Source organism: Hyphomonas oceanitis SCH89, from assembly GCF_000685295.1.
In the GTDB taxonomy this organism is placed as follows: Bacteria; Pseudomonadota; Alphaproteobacteria; order Caulobacterales; family Hyphomonadaceae; genus Hyphomonas; species Hyphomonas oceanitis.
In genome coordinates this window covers 1-18,949 of record NZ_ARYL01000015.1, presented here as the reverse complement: position 1 = coordinate 18,949, position 18,949 = coordinate 1, and the positions used below count along the sequence as shown (strand labels likewise).

Annotated in this window: 18 protein-coding genes; 9 read left to right on the top strand and 9 right to left on the bottom strand. The window is 61.4% G+C overall.

The features are described from left to right. Positions 1 to 6: 6 nt before the first annotated feature. Entirely contained in the window at positions 7 to 624 is a 618-nt protein-coding gene (locus HOC_RS10875; protein ID WP_084146267.1) for a thiamine phosphate synthase, read from the bottom strand. On the opposite strand from HOC_RS10875, the gene HOC_RS10870 reads away from it, so the two are divergent. Continuing rightward, positions 623 to 1,282, top strand: coding sequence for a YggS family pyridoxal phosphate-dependent enzyme (locus tag HOC_RS10870; RefSeq protein ID WP_035538586.1), 660 nt, complete (start codon positions 623 to 625; stop codon positions 1,280 to 1,282). The two genes, HOC_RS10875 and HOC_RS10870, sit on opposite strands and share 2 nt — an antisense overlap. Here HOC_RS10870 and HOC_RS10865 read toward each other — a convergent pair. After that, positions 1,279 to 1,794 (bottom strand): L,D-transpeptidase family protein, encoded by a 516-nt coding sequence (locus HOC_RS10865; protein WP_035538433.1) that lies wholly within the window; start codon positions 1,792 to 1,794, stop codon positions 1,279 to 1,281. The genes HOC_RS10870 and HOC_RS10865 overlap by 4 nt on opposite strands. A gap of 97 nt (positions 1,795 to 1,891) precedes the next feature. Here HOC_RS10865 and HOC_RS10860 point away from each other — a divergent pair, with 97 nt between their 5' ends. After that, complete coding sequence (locus tag HOC_RS10860) at positions 1,892 to 2,578, top strand: response regulator transcription factor (protein WP_035538430.1); 687 nt, start codon at positions 1,892 to 1,894, stop codon at positions 2,576 to 2,578. Positions 2,579 to 2,768: 190 nt separating this feature from the next. Here the strand turns inward: HOC_RS10860 and HOC_RS10855 are convergent, their stop codons facing one another. From HOC_RS10855 to HOC_RS10845, 3 genes are all read right to left on the bottom strand, one after another. Continuing rightward, positions 2,769 to 3,365: a hypothetical protein gene (locus tag HOC_RS10855; protein WP_035538426.1), complete on the bottom strand. Its 597-nt coding sequence runs from the start codon at positions 3,363 to 3,365 to the stop codon at positions 2,769 to 2,771. Between the two features lie 335 nt (positions 3,366 to 3,700). Then, complete coding sequence (locus tag HOC_RS10850; protein ID WP_035538424.1) at positions 3,701 to 4,504, bottom strand: exodeoxyribonuclease III; 804 nt, start codon at positions 4,502 to 4,504, stop codon at positions 3,701 to 3,703. 305 nt (positions 4,505 to 4,809) lie between these two features. Continuing rightward, positions 4,810 to 5,472, bottom strand: coding sequence for a LolA family protein (locus HOC_RS10845; RefSeq protein ID WP_035538422.1), 663 nt, complete (start codon positions 5,470 to 5,472; stop codon positions 4,810 to 4,812). 245 nt (positions 5,473 to 5,717) lie between these two features. On the opposite strand from HOC_RS10845, the gene trxA reads away from it, so the two are divergent. The 4 genes from trxA to HOC_RS10825 are packed head-to-tail and all read left to right on the top strand — an operon-like array spanning position 5,718 to position 7,856. Next, positions 5,718 to 6,605: a thioredoxin gene (trxA, locus tag HOC_RS10840; protein ID WP_035538421.1), complete on the top strand. Its 888-nt coding sequence runs from the start codon at positions 5,718 to 5,720 to the stop codon at positions 6,603 to 6,605. A gap of 51 nt (positions 6,606 to 6,656) precedes the next feature. Then, positions 6,657 to 7,310 (top strand): LON peptidase substrate-binding domain-containing protein, encoded by a 654-nt coding sequence (locus tag HOC_RS10835; protein ID WP_035538419.1) that lies wholly within the window; start codon positions 6,657 to 6,659, stop codon positions 7,308 to 7,310. A 10-nt stretch (positions 7,311 to 7,320) separates the two neighbouring features. Beyond that, a complete protein-coding gene (locus tag HOC_RS10830; RefSeq protein WP_035538418.1) occupies positions 7,321 to 7,554 on the top strand; it encodes a Trm112 family protein in 234 nt (77 codons plus the stop codon). Further along, the gene (locus HOC_RS10825) at positions 7,551 to 7,856 is read left to right on the top strand and encodes a gamma-butyrobetaine hydroxylase family protein (protein WP_035538415.1); all 306 of its coding nucleotides are present in this window, start codon (positions 7,551 to 7,553) and stop codon (positions 7,854 to 7,856) included. The genes HOC_RS10830 and HOC_RS10825 overlap by 4 nt, the downstream gene beginning before the upstream one ends. Here HOC_RS10825 and HOC_RS10820 read toward each other — a convergent pair. Further along, on the bottom strand, positions 7,853 to 9,091 hold the full coding sequence (locus HOC_RS10820; RefSeq protein ID WP_241766976.1) for an FAD-dependent monooxygenase: 1,239 nt from the start codon (positions 9,089 to 9,091) through the stop codon (positions 7,853 to 7,855). The genes HOC_RS10825 and HOC_RS10820 overlap by 4 nt on opposite strands. Positions 9,092 to 9,304: 213 nt before the next feature. On the opposite strand from HOC_RS10820, the gene HOC_RS10815 reads away from it, so the two are divergent. Further along, positions 9,305 to 10,663, top strand: coding sequence for an ammonium transporter family protein (locus HOC_RS10815; RefSeq protein ID WP_035538413.1), 1,359 nt, complete (start codon positions 9,305 to 9,307; stop codon positions 10,661 to 10,663). A gap of 139 nt (positions 10,664 to 10,802) precedes the next feature. Here the strand turns inward: HOC_RS10815 and HOC_RS21235 are convergent, their stop codons facing one another. Then, on the bottom strand, positions 10,803 to 11,696 hold the full coding sequence (locus tag HOC_RS21235; RefSeq protein WP_051624777.1) for a fasciclin domain-containing protein: 894 nt from the start codon (positions 11,694 to 11,696) through the stop codon (positions 10,803 to 10,805). 270 nt (positions 11,697 to 11,966) lie between these two features. Here HOC_RS21235 and HOC_RS10805 point away from each other — a divergent pair, with 270 nt between their 5' ends. Then, positions 11,967 to 14,426: a DNA translocase FtsK gene (locus tag HOC_RS10805; protein WP_035538411.1), complete on the top strand. Its 2,460-nt coding sequence runs from the start codon at positions 11,967 to 11,969 to the stop codon at positions 14,424 to 14,426. Between the two features lie 73 nt (positions 14,427 to 14,499). Here HOC_RS10805 and HOC_RS10800 read toward each other — a convergent pair whose 3' ends face one another. Together HOC_RS10800 and HOC_RS22180 are read right to left on the bottom strand one after the other, a co-directional pair. Further along, complete coding sequence (locus tag HOC_RS10800) at positions 14,500 to 15,516, bottom strand: aldo/keto reductase (protein WP_035538409.1); 1,017 nt, start codon at positions 15,514 to 15,516, stop codon at positions 14,500 to 14,502. Between the two features lie 75 nt (positions 15,517 to 15,591). Beyond that, positions 15,592 to 17,184 carry a tetratricopeptide repeat-containing sulfotransferase family protein gene (locus tag HOC_RS22180; protein ID WP_051624775.1) on the bottom strand — a complete coding sequence of 531 codons (1,593 nt, stop codon included), beginning with the start codon at positions 17,182 to 17,184 and terminating at the stop codon, positions 15,592 to 15,594. A 173-nt stretch (positions 17,185 to 17,357) separates the two neighbouring features. Here HOC_RS22180 and HOC_RS10790 point away from each other — a divergent pair, with 173 nt between their 5' ends. Next, positions 17,358 to 18,944 carry a TonB-dependent receptor gene (locus tag HOC_RS10790; protein ID WP_084146264.1) on the top strand — a complete coding sequence of 529 codons (1,587 nt, stop codon included), beginning with the start codon at positions 17,358 to 17,360 and terminating at the stop codon, positions 18,942 to 18,944. Positions 18,945 to 18,949 lie beyond the last annotated feature (5 nt).

The window sequence follows — 18,949 nt, the reverse complement described above, 5'->3', positions numbered from 1 at the left end:
TGTGCTTTACAGCGTGAGCCCATCGACAGCTGCCAGCCCTGCGAAAGGCGCGACCTCAGCGGCATTCCCTGCAGTGACGCCGCCAAGGGCATAGACGGGGCAGGGCGCGCTCAGGGCAAGGCGGCGAAACGCTGGGGCGCCGAGCGGCTTGCCAGCAGAGGGGCTGGCTGACGGGAAGATTGCCGAGACGAGGGCTGCATCGATCGGAAAGCCAGCAATGGCGCGTAGCTCTGCGGGCGAATGAGCGCTGGCGGTTATGAGGCCCATGCGGTCCTTCCATTGGCGGGATTGGCTTAGACGGGCGTGCGGCCAGTGCACGCCATCGGCGCCGACCTGAAGAGCCAGATGCGGATCAGCCGCGATGAGCAGGCGCAGGCGGCGTTGGCGGGAGATGTCTGCGAGTTGTGCGGCGCCGACTGCCGCGTCTGCAGCACCGAAGTGGCGATGGATGATGCCCCAGCCCTCAGGCAGGTGTCGCGCAATGCTGGCCGGGTCGGGTGTTCTTTGCGGATCGGTGAGGAAAAAGACCGGTGGCAAGCCGGCCGGCAGGTGCGCTGCGGCAATGCGGGCAGCGGTCATGAGCTTGCGCTTTGGCGAGGATTGGCGTTTCAACGTCATCAGCATGACTGATACGGTTTCCCTCACACTTGCCAAGCGGCGCAGCGAGATTCTGGCGGAGCTTTCGGCGGCGGCTCATCCCGCGCCGGTGCTGGTCGCCGTTTCGAAAACCCAGCCTGACGAAAAGCTCGAGGCGATGCTGGCGGCTGGCCAGCGCGTGTTCGGCGAGAACAAGGTTCAGGAGGCGCAGGCCCATTGGGCGGACCGTCGCGCGAAATATCCGGATCTTGAGCTGCGCCTGATCGGGCCGCTGCAGACCAACAAGTCAGAAGATGCGGTCGCCCTGTTCGATGTGATCGAAACGCTGGACCGGGAGAAGCTGGCGCGGGCGCTTGCCAAGGCGATGGACAAGCTTGATCGGCGTGTGCCGGTGTTCATTCAGGTGAACACGGGCGAGGAGCCGCAGAAGGCAGGCGTGTTGCCGGATGATCTCGAAGCGCTGCTGGCCTGTGCGCGAGAGGAATGCGGGCTCGATGTGCAGGGCCTGATGTGCATTCCGCCGGTCGATGAACCGGCCGGGCCGCATTTTGCGCTGCTGGCGAAGCTCGCCAAACGCCATGGCCTGACGGGCCTCTCGATGGGGATGAGCAGTGATTATGCCGTCGCCGCGAGCTTTGGCTCGACGCATGTGCGCGTGGGGACGGCGCTTTTCGGGGCGCGCTAGATCGCGATCTCGATGACGGAGTCCGGTGTGAGGAAGCGCAGGACATTGCGCAGGTCGGGTTCGGCGAGCGCGATGCAGCCTTCGGTCGGCTGGTAGGCCTCGCGGGCAAGATGCAGGAAAATCGCGCTGCCATGACCCGGGACGGGTGGCGCGTCGTTGTACCCAAGCTCGACGATGAGATTGTAGACATGATCGGGGCGCCAGAGTTTCTCCGCGGAGGCGGGATAGGGCAAGGCGACGGGACGGTTATAGAGCGGATCGCCTGGCGCATCGCACCAGCCGTCATGGGCGCGGAGAGGCACCTTGGGCAGGCGCGTTTCGGGCGGCTGGGTGCGATCTGGCCGGTAGAACAGGCGCCGCGTCTGCCAGATGCCGATGGGGGAGGCGCCATCGCCTTCGCGCTTGAGGTCGGCGCCAATGACGCCGCCAACACCCAGCGCGCAGCGGCAGGACATGTCCATGCCGAAAAAACTGCCATCTGACCGGGCTATGAAGTGGCTGTTCACGCGCATCTCCCTGTGTTGTGATCGCCTTTCCGGCACATTCTTATGACATCCTTGCGTGTCTTGGATATGTGCAAGACGAATTTGGAGCGAATGGAGCGCCATAATGTCTGCAAAAAAGACAATCCTGCTTGTCGATGATGATTCTGACCTGCGCGAAGCGCTGGCGGAACAATTTGAGTTGCATGACGGGTTCGAGACGTTGCAGGCGGCTAATGCCCGCGAGGGGATCGACCTGGCCGTGAACGAGCGGCTCGACCTCATCTTGCTCGATGTCGACATGCCGGACCTTGATGGCCGCGAGGCCTGCAAGGTGATGCGACAGAAGGGCGTGCGCGCGCCGATCATCATGCTGACAGGGCAGGATGGCGATGCCGATACGATCCTGGGGCTCGAATCCGGGGCCAATGATTATGTCACCAAGCCGTTCAAGTTTTCCGTGCTGCTGGCGCGGGTGCGGGCGCATCTGCGCAGTTTCGAACAGTCGGAAGACGCGACCTTCCAGGTGGGGCCTTATGATTTCCGCCCCTCGATGAAGCTGCTGGTGACTGCCGAGGGCCGCAAGGTGCGCCTGACGGAGAAGGAAACCAATATCCTGAAATACCTCTACCGCGCGGGCGGCAAGTCGGTTGCGCGCGAAGAGCTTCTCTCGGAAGTCTGGGGCTATAATGCCGCCGTGACAACACACACGCTGGAAACCCATATCTACCGCCTGCGGCAGAAAGTGGAGCCTGACCCGGCCCATGCGCGCCTGTTGCTGACGGACGCGGGCGGCTATCGGCTGCAGCCTTAGGGCTTCTTGCCCCCTTCTCCCTCGGGAGAAGGGTTGGGGATGAGGGGCAGCGGCGTTGCGGCAGGGGCTTGTGTTTGCTTTGCGTTTTGTGACCCCTCACCCCCGGCCCCTCTCCCAGAGGGAGAGGGGTGCGCGCTTAACCGGAAACATCCTGCGATGCCCGGCAAACTGGTCTGATTATGCGGGGGATTCAGCCTGAGCTTTCCCAGCTTTTGAATGCGGTGCGGAGGAGTTCCGGCAGCGCGGTTGCGATGGCGCCTAGCTCTGGCGGCATGCGGTGGGTGCAGTGCATGGGAAGTGCCATGGGTGCAGCGTCGCCGGCCTTGCGCTGGCGGTCCAGCGTGCGGGCGAGGCGTCTGGCGTGAGCTTCCGGGGCGGCGAGCAGTTCCTGCAGCGCTGCGAGGCGGGCGAGGATCGGGGCAGCTTGAACGGGTCCGCAGGATCGCGCCGCTGTGGCGAGCCCATCCCGGTCCATGTCTGGCCCCAGGAGGCGGGGCGACAGGCCTGTGAGGCGGCCCGAGGCCTTGGTTTCAACGCGCTCGGTGCCCGAATGATGCCCGGACGATGCCCGAACAGGGACCGGAGGCAGCACGAGTCCGAGCGCCATCAGCGTGAGCAGGCGCCGGATGATGATTTCGAGGCGGGCCAATTCAGCCCGGGCGCGCTGAGCCAGTGTGCGCTTCAGTGTGGAGGGGTTGAGGTGCGCTTCCGTTATCACGGCAACACTCGCCAAGGCGCGTTGCGCCTGGGCGATGCCATGGGTGACGAAGGCGGACGGGTTTGTCATGGCGACCAGTATAGGCCGGGCGGGATTAGGGTTGGATAAGGTGGAGCAAATCTCGTCCGTATCCCCGGCGAAAGCCGGGGTCTCTCGCGGGTGAAAACTTTCTTCAATTGCCTGAGGTCCCGGCTTTCGCCGGGACTGCGGCGTGGGGGAGGGGGGGTTAATAAGCGCTCAGCCTGGGCCCTTTGAGAATCTCGCTCTCGGGCCGGGGATGCCTGTGGAGGCAGGTATCCATGAAGCGGACTTTACCAAAGCGCTGTGAGGAGAAGCCAGTACATTGACCCCTGCCTTCGCAGGGGTCGGCGGGGATGCGACTTCCTTCTTCCCTTGGGGAAAGCCTAGACGCTCACCTTCACGCTGATGGGGGCGTGGTCGGAGGGTTTCCAGCCGCCGCGCCAGGCGAGGTGGATGCGGTAGGTGTCGACTTTCGTGTCGGGCAGGGCCTCTGGGTTAGCCCAGATATGGTCGAGGCGGCGGCCCTTGTTGGAGGCGGCCCAGTCCTTGGCGCGATAGCTCCACCAGGAATAAAGCTTCTGCTCGTCAGGCACCGCCATGCGGGCAATGTCGGCAAAGCCGGCGGTCTGGCGCGAATGTTCGAGGGACTCGGTTTCGACCGGCGTGTGCGAGACGATTTTCAGGAGCTGTTTGTGCGACCAGACATCGTTCTCGTGCGGGGCGACGTTGAGGTCGCCGACGAGGATGCGCGGGGCCTTCTTCAGTGTCTTGTAGCCGGGGCCGAGCTTTTCGAGGAAGTCGAGCTTGTGGGCGAACTTGTCGTTCTTGACCGGGTCTGGCTCGTCGCCGCCGGCGGGCAGGTAGATATTGTGGATTTCGATGCCTTTGACCCGGGCGGCAATGGCGCGGGCATGGCCATGGCGGCAGAGGTCCGGCACGTCAGCGCGCTCAAGCGGGAAGCGCGAGGCGATGGCGACGCCGTGATGGCCGCCTTTCTGTCCGTTCAGCACGAGGTGGGGCAGGCCCATTTCGCGGAACTGCTTTTCCGGGAATTCGCCGTCCTGGCACTTGGTCTCCTGCAGGCAGATGACATCGGGCGCTTCGGCGGCAACGAATTCAGCGACATTCGGCGCGCGCAGGCGGACCGAGTTGATGTTCCAGCTGACGATCTTGAGAGGCTTTGACATGGGATCTGCCTAGCACTGATCCCTGAAACGTCAACGCGCCCGAACGCGGGGGAGTTCGGGCGCGCCTGACGCGGGTCTTAACGTCTCGCCGGCAAGGGAATTCCGGCGGCGATGTCGCGGATTGGTTCACAGCGGGGGGTCAAGTGCTGCGCGGGGTATTTCCGTTTCATCGACAGTTGCAAAGATGTCACTCCTTCAGATATTTTCAAGTAAAATAAATGTTAGAGACTTGCTTTTTTTAGTTCATGAAATTTTTGCGACGGCCCCGACGTCATCCGAGCCGCTTTAATGGCTGCAGAAAGCGCCTAGTCGTCTTCGAAATCCTTCATGATGAAGAGGCGCGGATTGAGCTTCTTGCCATATTCCACGTCAGACAATTGAACCGAGGTGATGTTGCCGCCGGAATCTTCCGTACGCCAGCCGATCAGCTCCTTGGTGACGTCCGACATGACAAGCGTCAGCGTGCCGTCCATCTCGCCTGAGCGGTCACGCAGCGTGACACCGATGCGGCCATTGGTGCGGATCACGTCGAGCACCTGGGCTTCACGTTCGAAGTCGAGATTGTCGTCGAGGAGCAGGGACAGGGGCGTGGAGCTGAGCGGCACGCGGTCGGTCGTTTCCAGATCGCTGTCCTGCATGGCGACTGTGGCGCCGTCGCTGACGATCAGGATCGGTGTTGGATCGTTATAGTCGAAGCGGACCTTGCCGGGGCGCGAGATGGCGAATGTGCCGGTGGATTCGGAATAGTCTGGCGCGACCTGTTCGAATTTGCCCTTGGCCGTTTTCACGTCGGAGAGGGCCTTGGCAACCTCTTTCAGGATGGCGCTGCGCTCGGCCGCCGAGAGGGCGCCGGTTGTGGCAGGTGCGGCGATGGCCGGCGCAGCCGGGGCGGCGCCCTGCAGGGATACGGCAAGCGGCGCAGTGGCCAGCGCCGTGATTGCGCCCAGGGTTGTCAACAAGTTCATCATCGTTTCGGCCTCCTTATGACCATGGGCTTAAACTTAAGGGCCTGAACCCCACCTAAACAGGGCGGGATAAAGGTATTTCGGCCGCTTTTCGTTGGGCCCTGTTCATGCTGGCGGGCCATGCAGGCCAAACCGACCGCAGCATGAACACGGGGTGTGTAGGCCCGGTTCCGGACTTCGCACAGTGTCTGCTTGCGGAATCGGCCTCAGGGGCCCATCTTTGGCCGGTATATAAAGGAACCCAAGCGATGACCGATATTGCCGCGCTCAATACCAAGGACAGCACCGACCAGGATTTCATGGCGGACGTGGTCGAAGCCTCGAACACGCAGCCGGTGATCGTTGATTTCTGGGCGCCGTGGTGCGGGCCGTGCAAACAGCTTGGCCCGGTGATCGAACGCGTCGTCGAGGGCAAGAAGGGCGCGGTCAAACTGGTGAAGATCAATATCGACGAGAACCCGGCCTATGCGGGCCAGCTTGGCGTGCGGTCTATCCCGGCGGTCTATGCTTTTGACAAGGGCCGCCCGGTCGATGCGTTCATGGGCGCGTTGCCGGAAAGCCAGGTGAAGGGTTTCATCGACAAACTACTGAGCGGCACGGATAGCGCGCAGGTGATTGCAGAAGCGCTGGCGCAGGCCGAAACGGCAAGCCAGGCGGGCGATATCAGCACGGCGGCGCAGATCTATGCCAGCGTGATCCAGGAAGACCCGGAGAATGTGACGGCGATCGCGGGCCTCGCGCGCTGCTACCTCGCCAATGGCGACAAGGAACGCGCTTCGGCGACGCTGGACATGGTACCGGAGTCGAAGAAGCATGATTCGGGCGTGAAGGGTGTGCGGATGGCCATCGAGATGATGGAGGATGCACCCGCGCCGGGCGAGTTTGACGAAGCGCTTGAAGCGGTGACTGCCGCGCCGAACGATCATGCCAAACGGTTCGAGCTGGCGGAGAAATTTGCCGGCGCGACGCGCTACAAGGATGCGATCGATCACCTGTTGATCATTCTCGGTGCGAAGCTCGACTGGGAAGGCGGCAAGGCGAAGGAAAAGCTGCTGCAAGTGTTCGAGGCCGCGGGCCCGACAGACCCGGCAACTGTTGAAGGTCGCCGGCGTTTGGCATCGCTGATGTTTGCCTGATCGGCCTTTCGGGCCATCTTGTAGAGAATGATGGAGTCAAAACCTGGACCGATGAGCGCTGGTGACTACAGGAAGACAAGCGACCTGCCGGGTACGCTGGCGGTGTTTCCGTTGCCGGGCGCGCTGTTATTCCCACGCTGGCCGCTGCCGCTGAACATATTCGAGCCGCGCTATCTCAACATGGTGGACGATGCGATGTCGGGCACCCGCCTGATCGGCATGGTTCAGGCCATGGGTGGGGACAAGGCGCGGCCTGACATTGCGATGGTCGGGTGTGCGGGCCGGATAACCTCCTACTCAGAAACGGATGACGGTCGTTACCTGATCACGCTGACGGGAATTGCCCGCTTTGCGATTGCGCAGGAACTGGACGTGATGACGCCCTATCGACAGGTGACGCCGGACTGGGAGCCGTTTGCGGGCGATCTGGTCAGTGCGACGAACGTATCGCTGCCAAGCCGCGAGAAATTGCTCGGTGCCCTGCGCGCCTATGTCGAGATCAACCAGATGCACGCGGACTGGTCGGCCGTGGAAGAAGCGCCCATCGAGACGCTGGTGAATGCGCTTTGCTCTGGCTGCCCCTTCACGACGATGGAGAAACAGGCGCTGATCGAAGCACCGACCTTGAAAGCGCGGGCTGAAACGCTCATCACGCTGCTGAAGATGGATGTCCCCGGCAACGATGCCGGCGGGACGATGCAATAGGATACGCGCCATGAGCGATGAGACCCCGGTCAATCCTGAACGCGCCTCGGGCGTCGATCCGCGCCTGCTGGAAATCCTGATCTGTCCGGTCTCGCGTCAACCGCTGAGCTATGACCGTGCCGCCGGAGAGCTGATCTCGAAGAAGGCGGGCCTTGCCTATCCGATCCGCGGCGGCATTCCGATCATGCTGGCGGATGAGGCGCGCGATCTGAATGCAGACGACCATGGCGGGGATGCGGCATGAGCCAGCCTGCATGGCCTGTGCGGCTGACTTTCCGGCGTGGTGCGGGCGAACTCAGCGCCGCCTTTGACGATGGCACGTCTGGCACGGTGGACTATGTGCGCCTGCGCGAGGAAAGCCCGTCAGCCGAAGTGCAGGGGCATGGCTCCGGACCGAAACCTGTTCAGGCCCCCGTACCCGCCGATATCAAGGTGGAGCGGGCCGAACCCGTCGGGCGCTACGCATTGCGCATCTTCTTTTCCGATGGGCATTCGAGTGGGCTTTATACGTGGGACCTGCTGCGGCGGCTGACCGTCGGCGCCTAGCGCATCAGGCTGGGCAGGGATGGCTGGTCGGCGCTGGCCTGACGGGCCATCGCGCGGCGAATGGGCCCGATACGGCTGGCCGCAGTCAGCGCAAGCCCGCGCAGCGGTTTCAGGATCGCGTTATCGTTCGAGAAGGCGCGGTCGACAACATCCATGAACATGGCGGCAGTGGCCGCATCGAAGCGGCGCCATTGCTGGTAGCGCTGAAGTGATGTGTCTGAGCCCGGGTCAAGACCGACCGAACGGGACTCGGTCATCACGTCGATAAGGGCGCCGACATCCTTGAAGCCGAGATTGAGGCCCTGGCCAGCCAGCGGATTGATCCGGTGGGCAGCGTCACCCAGCAGCGCGCCGCGCTGAGCGACAAGTCTGGTCGCCAACTTGAGGTGGAGTGGATAGGCGAGGGGCGGACCATCAAGGGTCATCGGACCCGCAAAGTTCGAGAACCTTGCATTCAGTTCGGCTTCGATGGCGTCCACGGGCTGTTTCGCCATGGCTTCAGCGGCACCCGTCTTCATGTACCAGGCGAGGTTTGCACGATTTCCGGGCAGCGGCAGGGTGGCGAAGGGGCCTTCGGGCGTGAACAATTGCCGGGCAAGGCCTTCATGCGGGCGAGAAAGCTTAACATCTGCCGCGAAAACAGACTTGCCGTAGGCGCGTCCCTCGGTGGTGATGCCGAGCGCCTTGCGAACGCCGGAATTGACGCCGTCGCAGGCTGCCACGAGGCCCGCAAGGACAGTGCGTCCGTCTTCCATGGTGATGAGCGCATGGGCCGGGCCCGTTGTGAGACCGGCAAAGCGGGTGTTGCGCCACCAGGTGAGGTTTGGCTCATCCGCGGCAACCGTATCGAGCGCTGCCTGAAGGGCGGCAGCGGGGACCATCTGACCGAGCGGTTCGCCCTGATCATCCTCGGGAAGGTCCACTGTATCAAACAGGACAGAGGGCGCGCCGAACCAATGACGGCCGCCATCGGTTGCTTCCAGTCCCAGCAATGGCTCGGTTTGTCCGGCCAGCGCCTGATGGACGCCCGTCGCGCCGAGCAGGCGCCAGCTGCCGCGCACAATGGCAAAATTCCGTGTGTCCTGCGGCGGCGCGGCATCGGGATCGCGTGCATCCACCAGTAGTGTGGTAAATCCGGCACGCGCAGCCAGAATGGCCAGCGATGTTCCGACAGGGCCGGCACCGATAATGGCCAATTCAACCTTCAGGGATGAGGAGTCAGATATTTCAGTCATGCTCCCTAGTTAGGGTGGAGTAACCAAGCCGTCCAGCGATGACCTAGTTTTGGGCGATTGGCCGCAACACTGCACATCAATTGACCACCCAAGCTCAGAATCCGGCCTGACCCCCGTGCGGCAAGCGACTTTCAGTCAACGCCCTAATCATATCACATTTGGGAGAGCGCGGGGGGTCCCGAGCTCCAGTGTCATTGACGAAGGAGGGGCCTGATGGGTCAGTCGATTGGAAGATGGATACGCGGCGCGGCATTGCTGCCGGTCGCGCTTACGGCGGGGGTCCTCGCCTACGCCCAGGAGGACGATGTCGCAACACGGCTTGCGGCGCTTGAGGAAACCGTCAACGGCAGCGCAAGCGCCTATGTCGACAACAGCTACCTGTTCCTCATTGGCGGCATCATTGTCATGTTCATGGCGGCCGGCTTCTGCATGCTCGAAGCAGGCCTCGTGCGGTCGAAGAACGCTGCCATGCAGTCCACCAAAAACGTACTTCTTTATGCTGTTGCCGGCCTGATGTTCTGGGTTGTCGGCTACAACATGGCCTATCCGGGCACGACCATCCTGAATGGTCTTCTCGGCGTGACGCCCGGACCATGGTCCGGCGGCGACCTCAGCGTGATGAGCGAAGCAGGCTACGCGCCGGCTTCCGACTGGTTCTTCCAGATGGTGTTCGTTGCAACGGCTGCCTCAATCGTTTCGGGCACTGTGGCCGAGCGCGTCAAAATCTGGCCTTTCCTAATCTTCACGGCAATCCTGACCGCCGTGATCTATCCAATCGTCGTGTCCTGGGAATGGGGCGGCGGTTACCTTGATACGGTCTGGTCATTCTCCGACTTTGCCGGTTCAACACTGGTCCACTCGGTTGGTGGCTGGGCAGCACTTGTCGGCGCTATCATCATCGGTCCACGTACCGGCAAATATATCGGCAATGTCGTTCACCCGATGCCGGGTTCGAACATTCCGCTCGCTGCCCTTGGTACATTCATCCTTTGGTTCGGCTGGTTCGGCTTCAACGGTGCCTCGCAGCTTGCTGCCGGCACTGTGGCCGACATCAACTCGGTCGCGCAGATCTTTGCCAACACGAACATGGCCGCTGTCGGTGGCACGCTGTTCGCGATGGTCACAACGGCTGTCCTTTATAAAGGCAAGGTCGATGCAACCATGGTGTTCAACGGCGCCCTTGCCGGTCTTGTGTCGATCACCGCTGAGCCGCTGACCCCGACCATGGGCCAGGCTGTTCTGATCGGTGGTGTGGGCGGTGTGCTCGCCGTGCTGACGGTTCCGCTGCTCGACAAGTTCAAGATCGATGACGTTGTCGGCGCCATCCCTGTCCACCTCGTGTGCGGCATCTGGGGCACGCTGATCGTTGCGGCTACCAATGACGGCGCGACCTACCTCGGCCAGGCTGTCGGTGTTGGTCTGACGGGTGTCTTCGTTGTTCTGGCTTCGACCGTTGTCTGGCTGGCCCTGAAGTTCACCATCGGCGTTCGCTGCAGCCTCGAGGCCGAAGAAATGGGTCTCGACAAGGCAGAGATCGGTCTCGAAGCCTATCCGGAATTCTCTCGGGGCTGAGGGGGCCTTCCAGGGAATATCGACCCCGGCGGACCATGCGTTCGCCGGGGTTTTTCTTTGCCGCAATGAAAACATCCCGCAGCGTGTGCTGCGGGATGTTTGCGTTTCAGCTTCAGTCTATGGACTTGGCCTGTTGGCCTTACATGTCGGCGCTGGTGCTCATCTCTTCGGTGGATGTTGCATCGACATCAGCTGGTTCCATGATGACCGTATCGATGGCGTGGATGACACCGTTCGAGGCCTTGATGTCGGTCGCCACAACATCAACGTTGTCAGCTGTAACCATGTCGCCTGCGCGTTCGATGTCCATCGTGGTGCTGGCAAGCGTCGTCAGGTCGGTTTCGCCCTGGGCAATGTCGGCAGCTTTATACTTGCCGTCGATCAAATGGCCTTTCAGGAGGGCCACAAGCTCGGGCTTGCCTTCTTCGGACGTCAAGTGGGCGACAACGGACGGATCAAGCTTGTCGAACGCATCATTTGTCGGCGCGAAAAGCGTGTAGGGACCGTAATTCGTGAGTGTGTCGTCGAGACCGGCCAGCTTGACCAGCGAGACCAGCGTCGTGAAGCGGGCATCGTCCATGGCGACCTGTGCAAGCGTGCCGGGCATGTCAGCATGTGTCGAGGCGTCAGCTTCAGACTTGTAGTCTGGACCGCCCATCTCGGTCGTTTCCGTGTCGGCGTAAGGCGTCACGGTTTCCGTCGACATGGTGGCCGCCATGTCTGCTTCGCTATCGGCCATGGCATTCATGTCCATTGGCGACGTATCAGCGTCGGCTGATGAGGTGGAAGCCTCGGCCACCTGAAATGTGGACTCATTGTCTGCGGTGGTTGTCGCGCCTGTCTGCAAGCGTTCAAGCTGCATCGCGTTCAGCTGCTCAATGGTCATGCCGTCAAGCGAAGCTTGGTCATTTGACTCAGCCATGACAGGGGCGGGAGTCTTAACGGCGTCTGCGTTTTCGTTAGACTCCTGCGCAGTGGCCGTCAGACCTGTTAACAGGGCAACTGTGGCGGGAATGATGAGTAGGCGTTTCATGGTCGTCTCCTTGATCGTTTCTTATGCGCAACCAACGGGCCGCAGGGGCCTCATGTTCCCTGATTACGTGCATTAAATTCATGTTAGAGCGCCGTTTTGGGGTGATTTATGCCTTCGATGGAGGCGCGCGGGGAGCGTAAACGGGATCCTAAAATCGCCCCCAAATCGTTAACCAAGCTACAGAATTGCGACATTCCATGTTTGCGCGGTGTTAAGGCTGACCCGGCAAAGTGGGCGCTTCCTTCTCGAGACGCGGAGTTGCCCCCACACATGACTGACTACGCCTATACAGACGACGATGCCCCGAGCCTGAGCGATCCTGTATGGCGGATCCTGACGGGTGCCGCGGCTTTCGGTGCAGGCGTCTTCGTGTGCGGTAGCGTGGGTTCCTATGTGCCGAGCGATCCGAGCTGGAATGCCGCGACCGATGCAGCTGTGCAGAACCTGTTTGGCGGACCGGGTGCGATCTTTGCGGACTTTGCACGCCAGGGGTTTGGCTGGTCGAGCTGGACCGCCGGCCTGGCACTGATGATTGGTGGGGCGATGCGGGCCGTGTTGATCGGCGCGCCGAGCGTGCGCCGCTGGCTGCTGGGCGCAGCCTTTGTGCCGCTGTCGGCGGCCTGTTTCGCCGGATGGCCTGTTCCGCAATCCTGGCCATTGAGCGCGGGGCTTGGCGGTATCGTGGGCGATGCGCTCTTCTATTATGCGCAAATGCCGTTCAAGGCGTTGCTCCTGCCATCACCTGGCACATGGGCGGGTCTGGTTCTCGGCGCTGTGGCAATCTGGGCCGCCCTGTCGGCTCTCGGTTTCCGCCGCAGGGATGCGCATCTGCTACAGGAGGCTGCGACCTCATCCGGCCTGCGCGCTGCGCGCCGGGCACAGGGCGCCGTGGGCCTGCTTGCCTCGCTTGGCCGTTTCCTGAAGCCGAAGCGCCGGCCTGAGGACATCAATGACCGTGCCCGCGTCGTGAAGGGCGATGATGAACTCTCCGGCGAAGCGCGCCGCTTCCTTCGCATACCGAAGAAGACGCCTGTCGATTATGACGAGGACGAGGAAGATCTCGAGGAGATCTACGACGAGGATATCGAGGAAGAAGACTTCGACGAGGATGATCTCGACGAGGTCGAGGAAGTGCCGATCCGTGCCCCGCGCATGACGGCGCCAAAGCCTTCTGCAAAACCGAAAGTGACAAAGTCGTCGCGCCGCACAAAGGCAACGCGCCTGCCGTCGATCGACCTGCTTCAGATGCCTGAAGAGCGCGGCGATACGGTCGACGAGGAAGCGTTGATCGCCAAGGCGGCGCGGCTTTCCGAAGTGCTGAAGGAGTTCGGCGTGCGCGGCCGGATCAAGGAAGTGCGTCCTGGCCCCGTGATCACGCTTTTCGAAATGGAGCCTGCACCGGGCGTGAAATCATCCCGCGTGATTTCGCTGGCCGATGACATTGCCCGCTCGATGAGCGCCGTGTCTGCGCGTGTGGCTGTTGTGCCGGGCAAGAACGCGATTGGTATCGAACTTCCGAATGATGACCGTGATACGGTCTACTTGCGCACGCTGCTGCAGGCCGATCCTTATACCGCGACACGGGCCAGCCTGCCCATGGCGCTGGGCGAAGACATTGGCGGCATTCCGACCGTTGTTGATCTCGCGAAGATGCCTCACCTGCTGATCGCCGGTACGACCGGTTCGGGTAAGTCGGTGGGCGTCAACGCGATGATCCTGTCGCTGCTTTACCGGCACACGCCGGAGCAGTGCCGGTTCATCATGATCGACCCGAAAATGCTCGAACTCTCGATCTATGAAGGCATCCCGCACCTTCTGGCACCGGTTGTGACCGATCCGAAGAAGGCCGTGAACGCGCTGCAATGGACCGTGCGCGAGATGGAAGGCCGTTACGAGCTGATGTCGAAAGCTGGCGTGCGGAACCTGGCTGGCTTCAATGACAAGGCGGCCAAATACCGGGCCTCGGGCGAGGAAATGGTCCGCAAGGTCCAGACCGGCTACGATGATCGTGGCAAGCCGATCCACGAGACGGAAGTGCTGCCGGTTGACCATATCCCGAACATTGTCGTCGTGATCGACGAGATGGCGGACCTGATGATGGTTGCAGGCAAGGAAATCGAAGGCTGCGTGCAGCGCCTTGCGCAGATGGCGCGTGCAGCAGGCATCCACCTGATCACCGCGACGCAGCGTCCGTCCGTGGACGTTATTACAGGTACAATCAAGGCGAACTTCCCGACACGGATTTCCTACATGGTGACGACGAAGATCGACTCGCGCACCATCCTGAACGAGCAGGGTGCGGAGCAATTGCTCGGCATGGGCGACCTCCTGTATCAGGCGCCGGGCAAGAAATCGCAGCGCCTGCATGGCCCGTTCGTTTCGGATGAGGAAGTGGGCGCCGTGGTCGACTGGCTGAAAGAGCAGGGCGAGCCTGACTATGTGATGGACATCCTTGAGGCGCCGGAAGATGGCTCGACGGGATCGGCCGTGATGGACGCGATGCTTGGTACGTCCACGGGCGATGATGACGAAGACCTGTTCGCGCAATCAATCGCCATTGTCGTTCGCGACAAGCGTGCCTCGACGTCCTATCTGCAGCGCCGCTTGAAGGTTGGTTATAACAAGGCGGCGGGCCTGATCGACCGATTGGAAGAAGAGGGCATCGTTTCGGCGCCCAACCATGCCGGCCGGCGCGAAGTGCTGGCCAATGGGGCGCCGAGCAGCGACTGATTACAGTTTTGGTGGGCAAGAAGACGAGCTCCCGGTCGCCACAAGAAGCGGCCGGGAGTTTCTTTTTTAGCCCTCAGCCCATCGGGTAGAGGATATCTTTCGAGACCTGATCGCAGGCCTTCATGACATCGTCGGAGAGGACCATGTCGGCTGCGGCGAGGATTGGAGCGACTTGCTCCAGGGTGCTGACGCCAACAATGGTGGAGGCAACGAAGTCATGCTGTTTCGACCAGGCCGTTGCCAGCGTGACGGGTGACATGCCGGCCTCTTCGGCGATTGCCATATAGCGTTCGGTGGCTGACAGCGACTTTTCGTTGACGAAGCGCTGCGCCATGAGCGTGTGACGTCCGCCCTTGTTGATATAGCTGGAGAAACGCGCGCCTTCGGGCGTCGCGCCGCCATTATACTTGCCGGAAAGGACTCCGCCCGCGATGGGCGAATAGGGGATCAGGCTGATACCTTCCTTGCGGCAGATATTGGCCAGCTCGTCCTCAAAGCGGCGATTGTTGAGACTGAAATTGTTCTGGATGGTCTGGTAGCGTGCCGTCCCGAGACGTTCGGAGGTCGCGATGCTTTTCATCGTGCCCCAGGCATTTTCATTGCTGCTGCCGATGATCCGCACGAGGCCGGCGCGGATCAGTTCGTCCAGGGTTTCCATCGTCTCGTCGAAGTCTGTGCCATGGTCGGGCCAGTGTGTCTGGTAGAGGTCTATATAGTCCGTATCGAGGCGAGCAAGGCTGGCTTCGACAGCGCGGGTGATATTGTGCCGGTCCATGGCGGTCATGCCGGCGCGCTGGGACGACTTGATCCAGCCATGCGAGGGCCCTGAGACCTTGGTGGCGATGATCAGGCTGTCGCGGTCCTTGGTCTTCATCCAGCGCCCGACAATCTCTTCAGTGCGGCCGGCCCATTTGGGATCAGGCGGGACGGGATAGTTTTCGGCGGCGTCATAGAAATTGATGCCCGCATCATAGCATTCATCGAGAATGCGGAAGGCTTCCTTCTCGTCGGTCTGCGAGCCAAAGGTCATGGTGCCCATGCAGATGTCTGAGACGTAGATGCCGCTTTTGCCGAGACGACGATGTTTCATGGTTTCCCCCAGGGTTTTTTGTTTGTGAATCAAGACTAGCGGCAAATGGCGCAAGCGCCAGAGCTGGCGCGACTATTAGAGCGTGCGTTCACCCGAGGTCATGCAGCCAGCTTCGACAAGTATGTCGAGCGCGTCGGCGAGGCCCGCCTCATAGCGCTTCCAGCGCGCAAGCGACCCGGTATAGAGCGGCTGGCGCACCTGGGCGGAACTTGCGGTGGCCACTGGCGCGGCGTTTTCATGGAAGGCAAGGCAGGCGGCCTCAAAGGGCAGGCCGCAGAAGTCCAGCAGGCGGCGGGTCTCGGTCTCGATATCAGCGACGACATGCTCGTAGTGGACTTCGCAAAAGCGGTCTGCCGGCAGGACGCGGGCAAACGTCTTCATCATCTTGTCGAAGCCGACATAGTAACGCGCCGTGTCTTCAAGGCTGAAGGCATAATTGTAATAGGAGAAGCTGGTCGCAAACATCTGGCGATAGTTGCTGAGCACCGTGTCTGCCGGGTGCCGGCGCAGGCATATGACGCGCGCATTTGGCAGCGCGGCGAGAATAACGGCGCTGTAGAAGGCGTTGAGGGGCATCTTGTCGATGAAGCGGCCGGAGACGTTCTGCGTAGTCCGCACGCTGTCCATATAGGCCTTGCCGAGCGCGGCGAGGTCGAGGTTTTCTGCAGCCTCTAGTGTTTCGGGATCGAGCACATAGTTTGAGCGCGTACCGGACTGGCGCTTCAGGCAAAGGCCAAAATCCGTGAGCTCGCCGGCCGATGTGATCGCGCTGTGGCTGGAGAGGATACGCTCGACCAGCGTGGTGCCGGTGCGCGGCATGCCGACGATGAAGATCGGGGCGGCGTCTTCGTATCCCGGTTTGCTGGCGAGTGCACCGATGGTTGATTGCGCGGTATTGAAGAGGGCCGTGTCGAAAGCCGGGTCATGCTGGATAACCTCGCGCTTCTTTGTCTTGGCGCGGGCGAGCCAGTTGAGTGCTTCGGCGGGGTTGCCGATATCCTCGTGGGCCTTGGCCAGCGCGTGGCCGGTGCGCAGGGCATGGTCGGCGTCGTCTTTTGTGGCGTTGAAGGCCGCTTCCAGTTCGGCGAGGCGGTTATGATCTGCCGTCTGCCGCGTAATCTGGACGATGGATGAGAGCGCGCGCGTTTCGAGCGGATCGATTGCGAGGCAGCGTTCGAAGGCTGCGCGGGCGGCGTCCATGTCGCCGAGAAACTGCAGCGCGGCGCCGTGATTGTAGTGATAGTCCGCGATGCCGGGGGCGGCGCTGGTTGCGGCGGCATAGAAGGGCGCGGCTTCGGCATGGAGGCCGGCGCGGCTGAAGACGACGCCGAGCGTGTCCAGTGTGAAGGCATCCTTTGGCTGGAGCGCGGCTGATGCCCGCGCTGCCTGTAAGGCGGGTTCGCGTTTCAGGCGGGCGATATGACTGCGCGCGATCTGGGCGAGGGCGGCGGCGTGATCCGGGTTGAACTGGAGCGCGCGCTCGAACAGTTCGATGGCCTTGGCGTGATTGGCATGGTCTGCGGTGAGGATGCCGAGCAGGTAATAGGCCTGCGATGAGGCCGGGTCCGTGCGCAGCACGTCCATGCAGATCGCATGCGCCGACTTGTAGTCCTTGGCGCCAAGTCGCTCCGCAGCTTCCTGGAGCTGAGTGTTGCCGAAAGTCATCATGCGAACATCTTTAGCAGGTGTGTCCCTTTTTGAGGCAGAAACTGCCCGCTTTGCCCATTTTGACGCGCGTTCCGACAAAAGAGAAGTCCTCTGGACAGGTCTCTTGCCTATGCGACGCCGCTTGCGAAGACTTCCTGTGTGAGGCGGGCCCGACACATCACAAGGGAAACACCATGAGAACCAATCTTCTGAAGACAACAAGTGCCTTTGTCCTCGTGGCGAGTGCTGCATTAGCGGCACACGCACAGGATGCTGCAGATGACACCGAGCTTCGCGCCCAGACAATTACCGTGACAGCAACGCGCCGCGCTGAAAGCGTGCAGGACGTGCCGCTGAACATAGCAGCCGTCGGTGGGGCGCAAATCGAGGAACAGGGCTTTGACGAGCTGGCGGATGTACTTGCCTATGTTCCGGGCATCAACGTCGTCGATCGCGGTGGCCGACAGGGCAACCCGATCATTGTGCGGGGCCTTAATGCTGACGGACTTGGCTCCGGCGACGGCAATAATGACGGCGGCGGTACGGTTGCGACCTATATCGGCGAAGTGCCGCTGTTTGTGGATCTGAAGCTGAATGACCTGGAGCGGGTCGAAGTTCTGCTCGGGCCACAGGGCACACTTTACGGCGCAGGCACGCTGGGCGGCGCCATCCGCTACATCCCGGCCAAGCCGAAATTTGACGGCGACATGCTGAACGTGCGCGGTGAGCTGTCGCAGAATTTCGAGGCGGAAAACCTCAGCTATGATACCGGCTTCACGGTGAACAAGGTGATTGCGCCGAATTTCGCCGTGCGCGCATCGGTTGATTACGAAGATAATAGCGGCTTTACGGACTATCCTTTTGTTGTGCGCGAGATTGGCGTGTCTGAGCCAGACCCCGATTTCAGCGATCCGGTAGATGTCGGGTCAAACCTCAAGCGCGTGAAGGATGCCGACGGCGAGCAGGTCCTGTCGGGCCGTGTCGCGGCGCGCTGGGAACCGGTCTCCTGGCTTGATGGCACGCTGACCTATTATTACCAGAAAGCCGATATCGAAGGCCGTCAGATTTCGAGCGCCCGGTCAACGGTGCCGGCTGGCAAATATGAAGCCGGCATGCGCGTCGAAGAGCCAAACGAAGTTACGAACCAGCTGGTCGCACTGGAAGTGACCGCAGATCTCGGCTTTGCCGAACTGACATCGGCCACCGGTTATTCGCGCTTTGATGACAATGGCCAGCGCGACCAGACCGACCTACTGATCTCCCTTGAATACAGCTATGAGCTGTTTCCGACGTTCACCGCGTTTACGCATGAAAAAGGCAAGGAGGACCGGATCAACCAGGAAGTCCGGCTCGTGTCCACGACTGAGAGTCGTTTCAACTGGATCGTTGGCGCCTTCTATAACCAGTTTGACCAAGCGAACTATTCCGCTGAATACACACCCGGCTATTCGTCCTATCTCGGCATCTCACCGGCTGCGGATCTGGAATATTACTCCAAGTTCTATTCAACCTTGGAAGAGAGCGCGATCTTTGGGGAGGTTGGTTACGACATTACCGACAAGTGGAGTGTCACTGTCGGTGGGCGCTACTATAAATATGATCTGGAATCCTACAGCGCGACCGACTTCCCATTGGGGAATGCCGGCTATGTTCCGGTTGGTGTCAGCAGCCTCCAATCGGACTTGAAATCTGACTATTCTGCAGGGATTGCGGCCGGGTTGGACGAGGGGCTCAATGGCACGCAAAAGACCGGCCAGATCGTGTCCCAGCGCGTGGTGTAACTGAC

What these genes read in the sequence shown, in the direction of transcription:
- HOC_RS10870 (WP_035538586.1), top strand. Translation starts at nt 623, where the DNA reads ATGACTGATACGGTTTCCCTCACACTTGCCAAGCGGCGCAGCGAGATT.
- HOC_RS10875 (WP_084146267.1), bottom strand. Translation starts at nt 624, where the DNA reads ATGCTGATGACGTTGAAACGCCAATCCTCGCCAAAGCGCAAGCTCATG.
- HOC_RS10865 (WP_035538433.1), bottom strand. Translation starts at nt 1,794, where the DNA reads ATGCGCGTGAACAGCCACTTCATAGCCCGGTCAGATGGCAGTTTTTTC.
- HOC_RS10860 (WP_035538430.1), top strand. Translation starts at nt 1,892, where the DNA reads ATGTCTGCAAAAAAGACAATCCTGCTTGTCGATGATGATTCTGACCTG.
- HOC_RS10855 (WP_035538426.1), bottom strand. Translation starts at nt 3,365, where the DNA reads ATGACAAACCCGTCCGCCTTCGTCACCCATGGCATCGCCCAGGCGCAA.
- HOC_RS10850 (WP_035538424.1), bottom strand. Translation starts at nt 4,504, where the DNA reads ATGTCAAAGCCTCTCAAGATCGTCAGCTGGAACATCAACTCGGTCCGC.
- HOC_RS10845 (WP_035538422.1), bottom strand. Translation starts at nt 5,472, where the DNA reads ATGATGAACTTGTTGACAACCCTGGGCGCAATCACGGCGCTGGCCACT.
- trxA (WP_035538421.1), top strand. Translation starts at nt 5,718, where the DNA reads ATGACCGATATTGCCGCGCTCAATACCAAGGACAGCACCGACCAGGAT.
- HOC_RS10835 (WP_035538419.1), top strand. Translation starts at nt 6,657, where the DNA reads ATGAGCGCTGGTGACTACAGGAAGACAAGCGACCTGCCGGGTACGCTG.
- HOC_RS10830 (WP_035538418.1), top strand. Translation starts at nt 7,321, where the DNA reads ATGAGCGATGAGACCCCGGTCAATCCTGAACGCGCCTCGGGCGTCGAT.
- HOC_RS10825 (WP_035538415.1), top strand. Translation starts at nt 7,551, where the DNA reads ATGAGCCAGCCTGCATGGCCTGTGCGGCTGACTTTCCGGCGTGGTGCG.
- HOC_RS10820 (WP_241766976.1), bottom strand. Translation starts at nt 9,091, where the DNA reads ATGACTGAAATATCTGACTCCTCATCCCTGAAGGTTGAATTGGCCATT.
- HOC_RS10815 (WP_035538413.1), top strand. Translation starts at nt 9,305, where the DNA reads ATGGGTCAGTCGATTGGAAGATGGATACGCGGCGCGGCATTGCTGCCG.
- HOC_RS21235 (WP_051624777.1), bottom strand. Translation starts at nt 11,696, where the DNA reads ATGAAACGCCTACTCATCATTCCCGCCACAGTTGCCCTGTTAACAGGT.
- HOC_RS10805 (WP_035538411.1), top strand. Translation starts at nt 11,967, where the DNA reads ATGACTGACTACGCCTATACAGACGACGATGCCCCGAGCCTGAGCGAT.
- HOC_RS10800 (WP_035538409.1), bottom strand. Translation starts at nt 15,516, where the DNA reads ATGAAACATCGTCGTCTCGGCAAAAGCGGCATCTACGTCTCAGACATC.
- HOC_RS22180 (WP_051624775.1), bottom strand. Translation starts at nt 17,184, where the DNA reads ATGATGACTTTCGGCAACACTCAGCTCCAGGAAGCTGCGGAGCGACTT.
- HOC_RS10790 (WP_084146264.1), top strand. Translation starts at nt 17,358, where the DNA reads ATGAGAACCAATCTTCTGAAGACAACAAGTGCCTTTGTCCTCGTGGCG.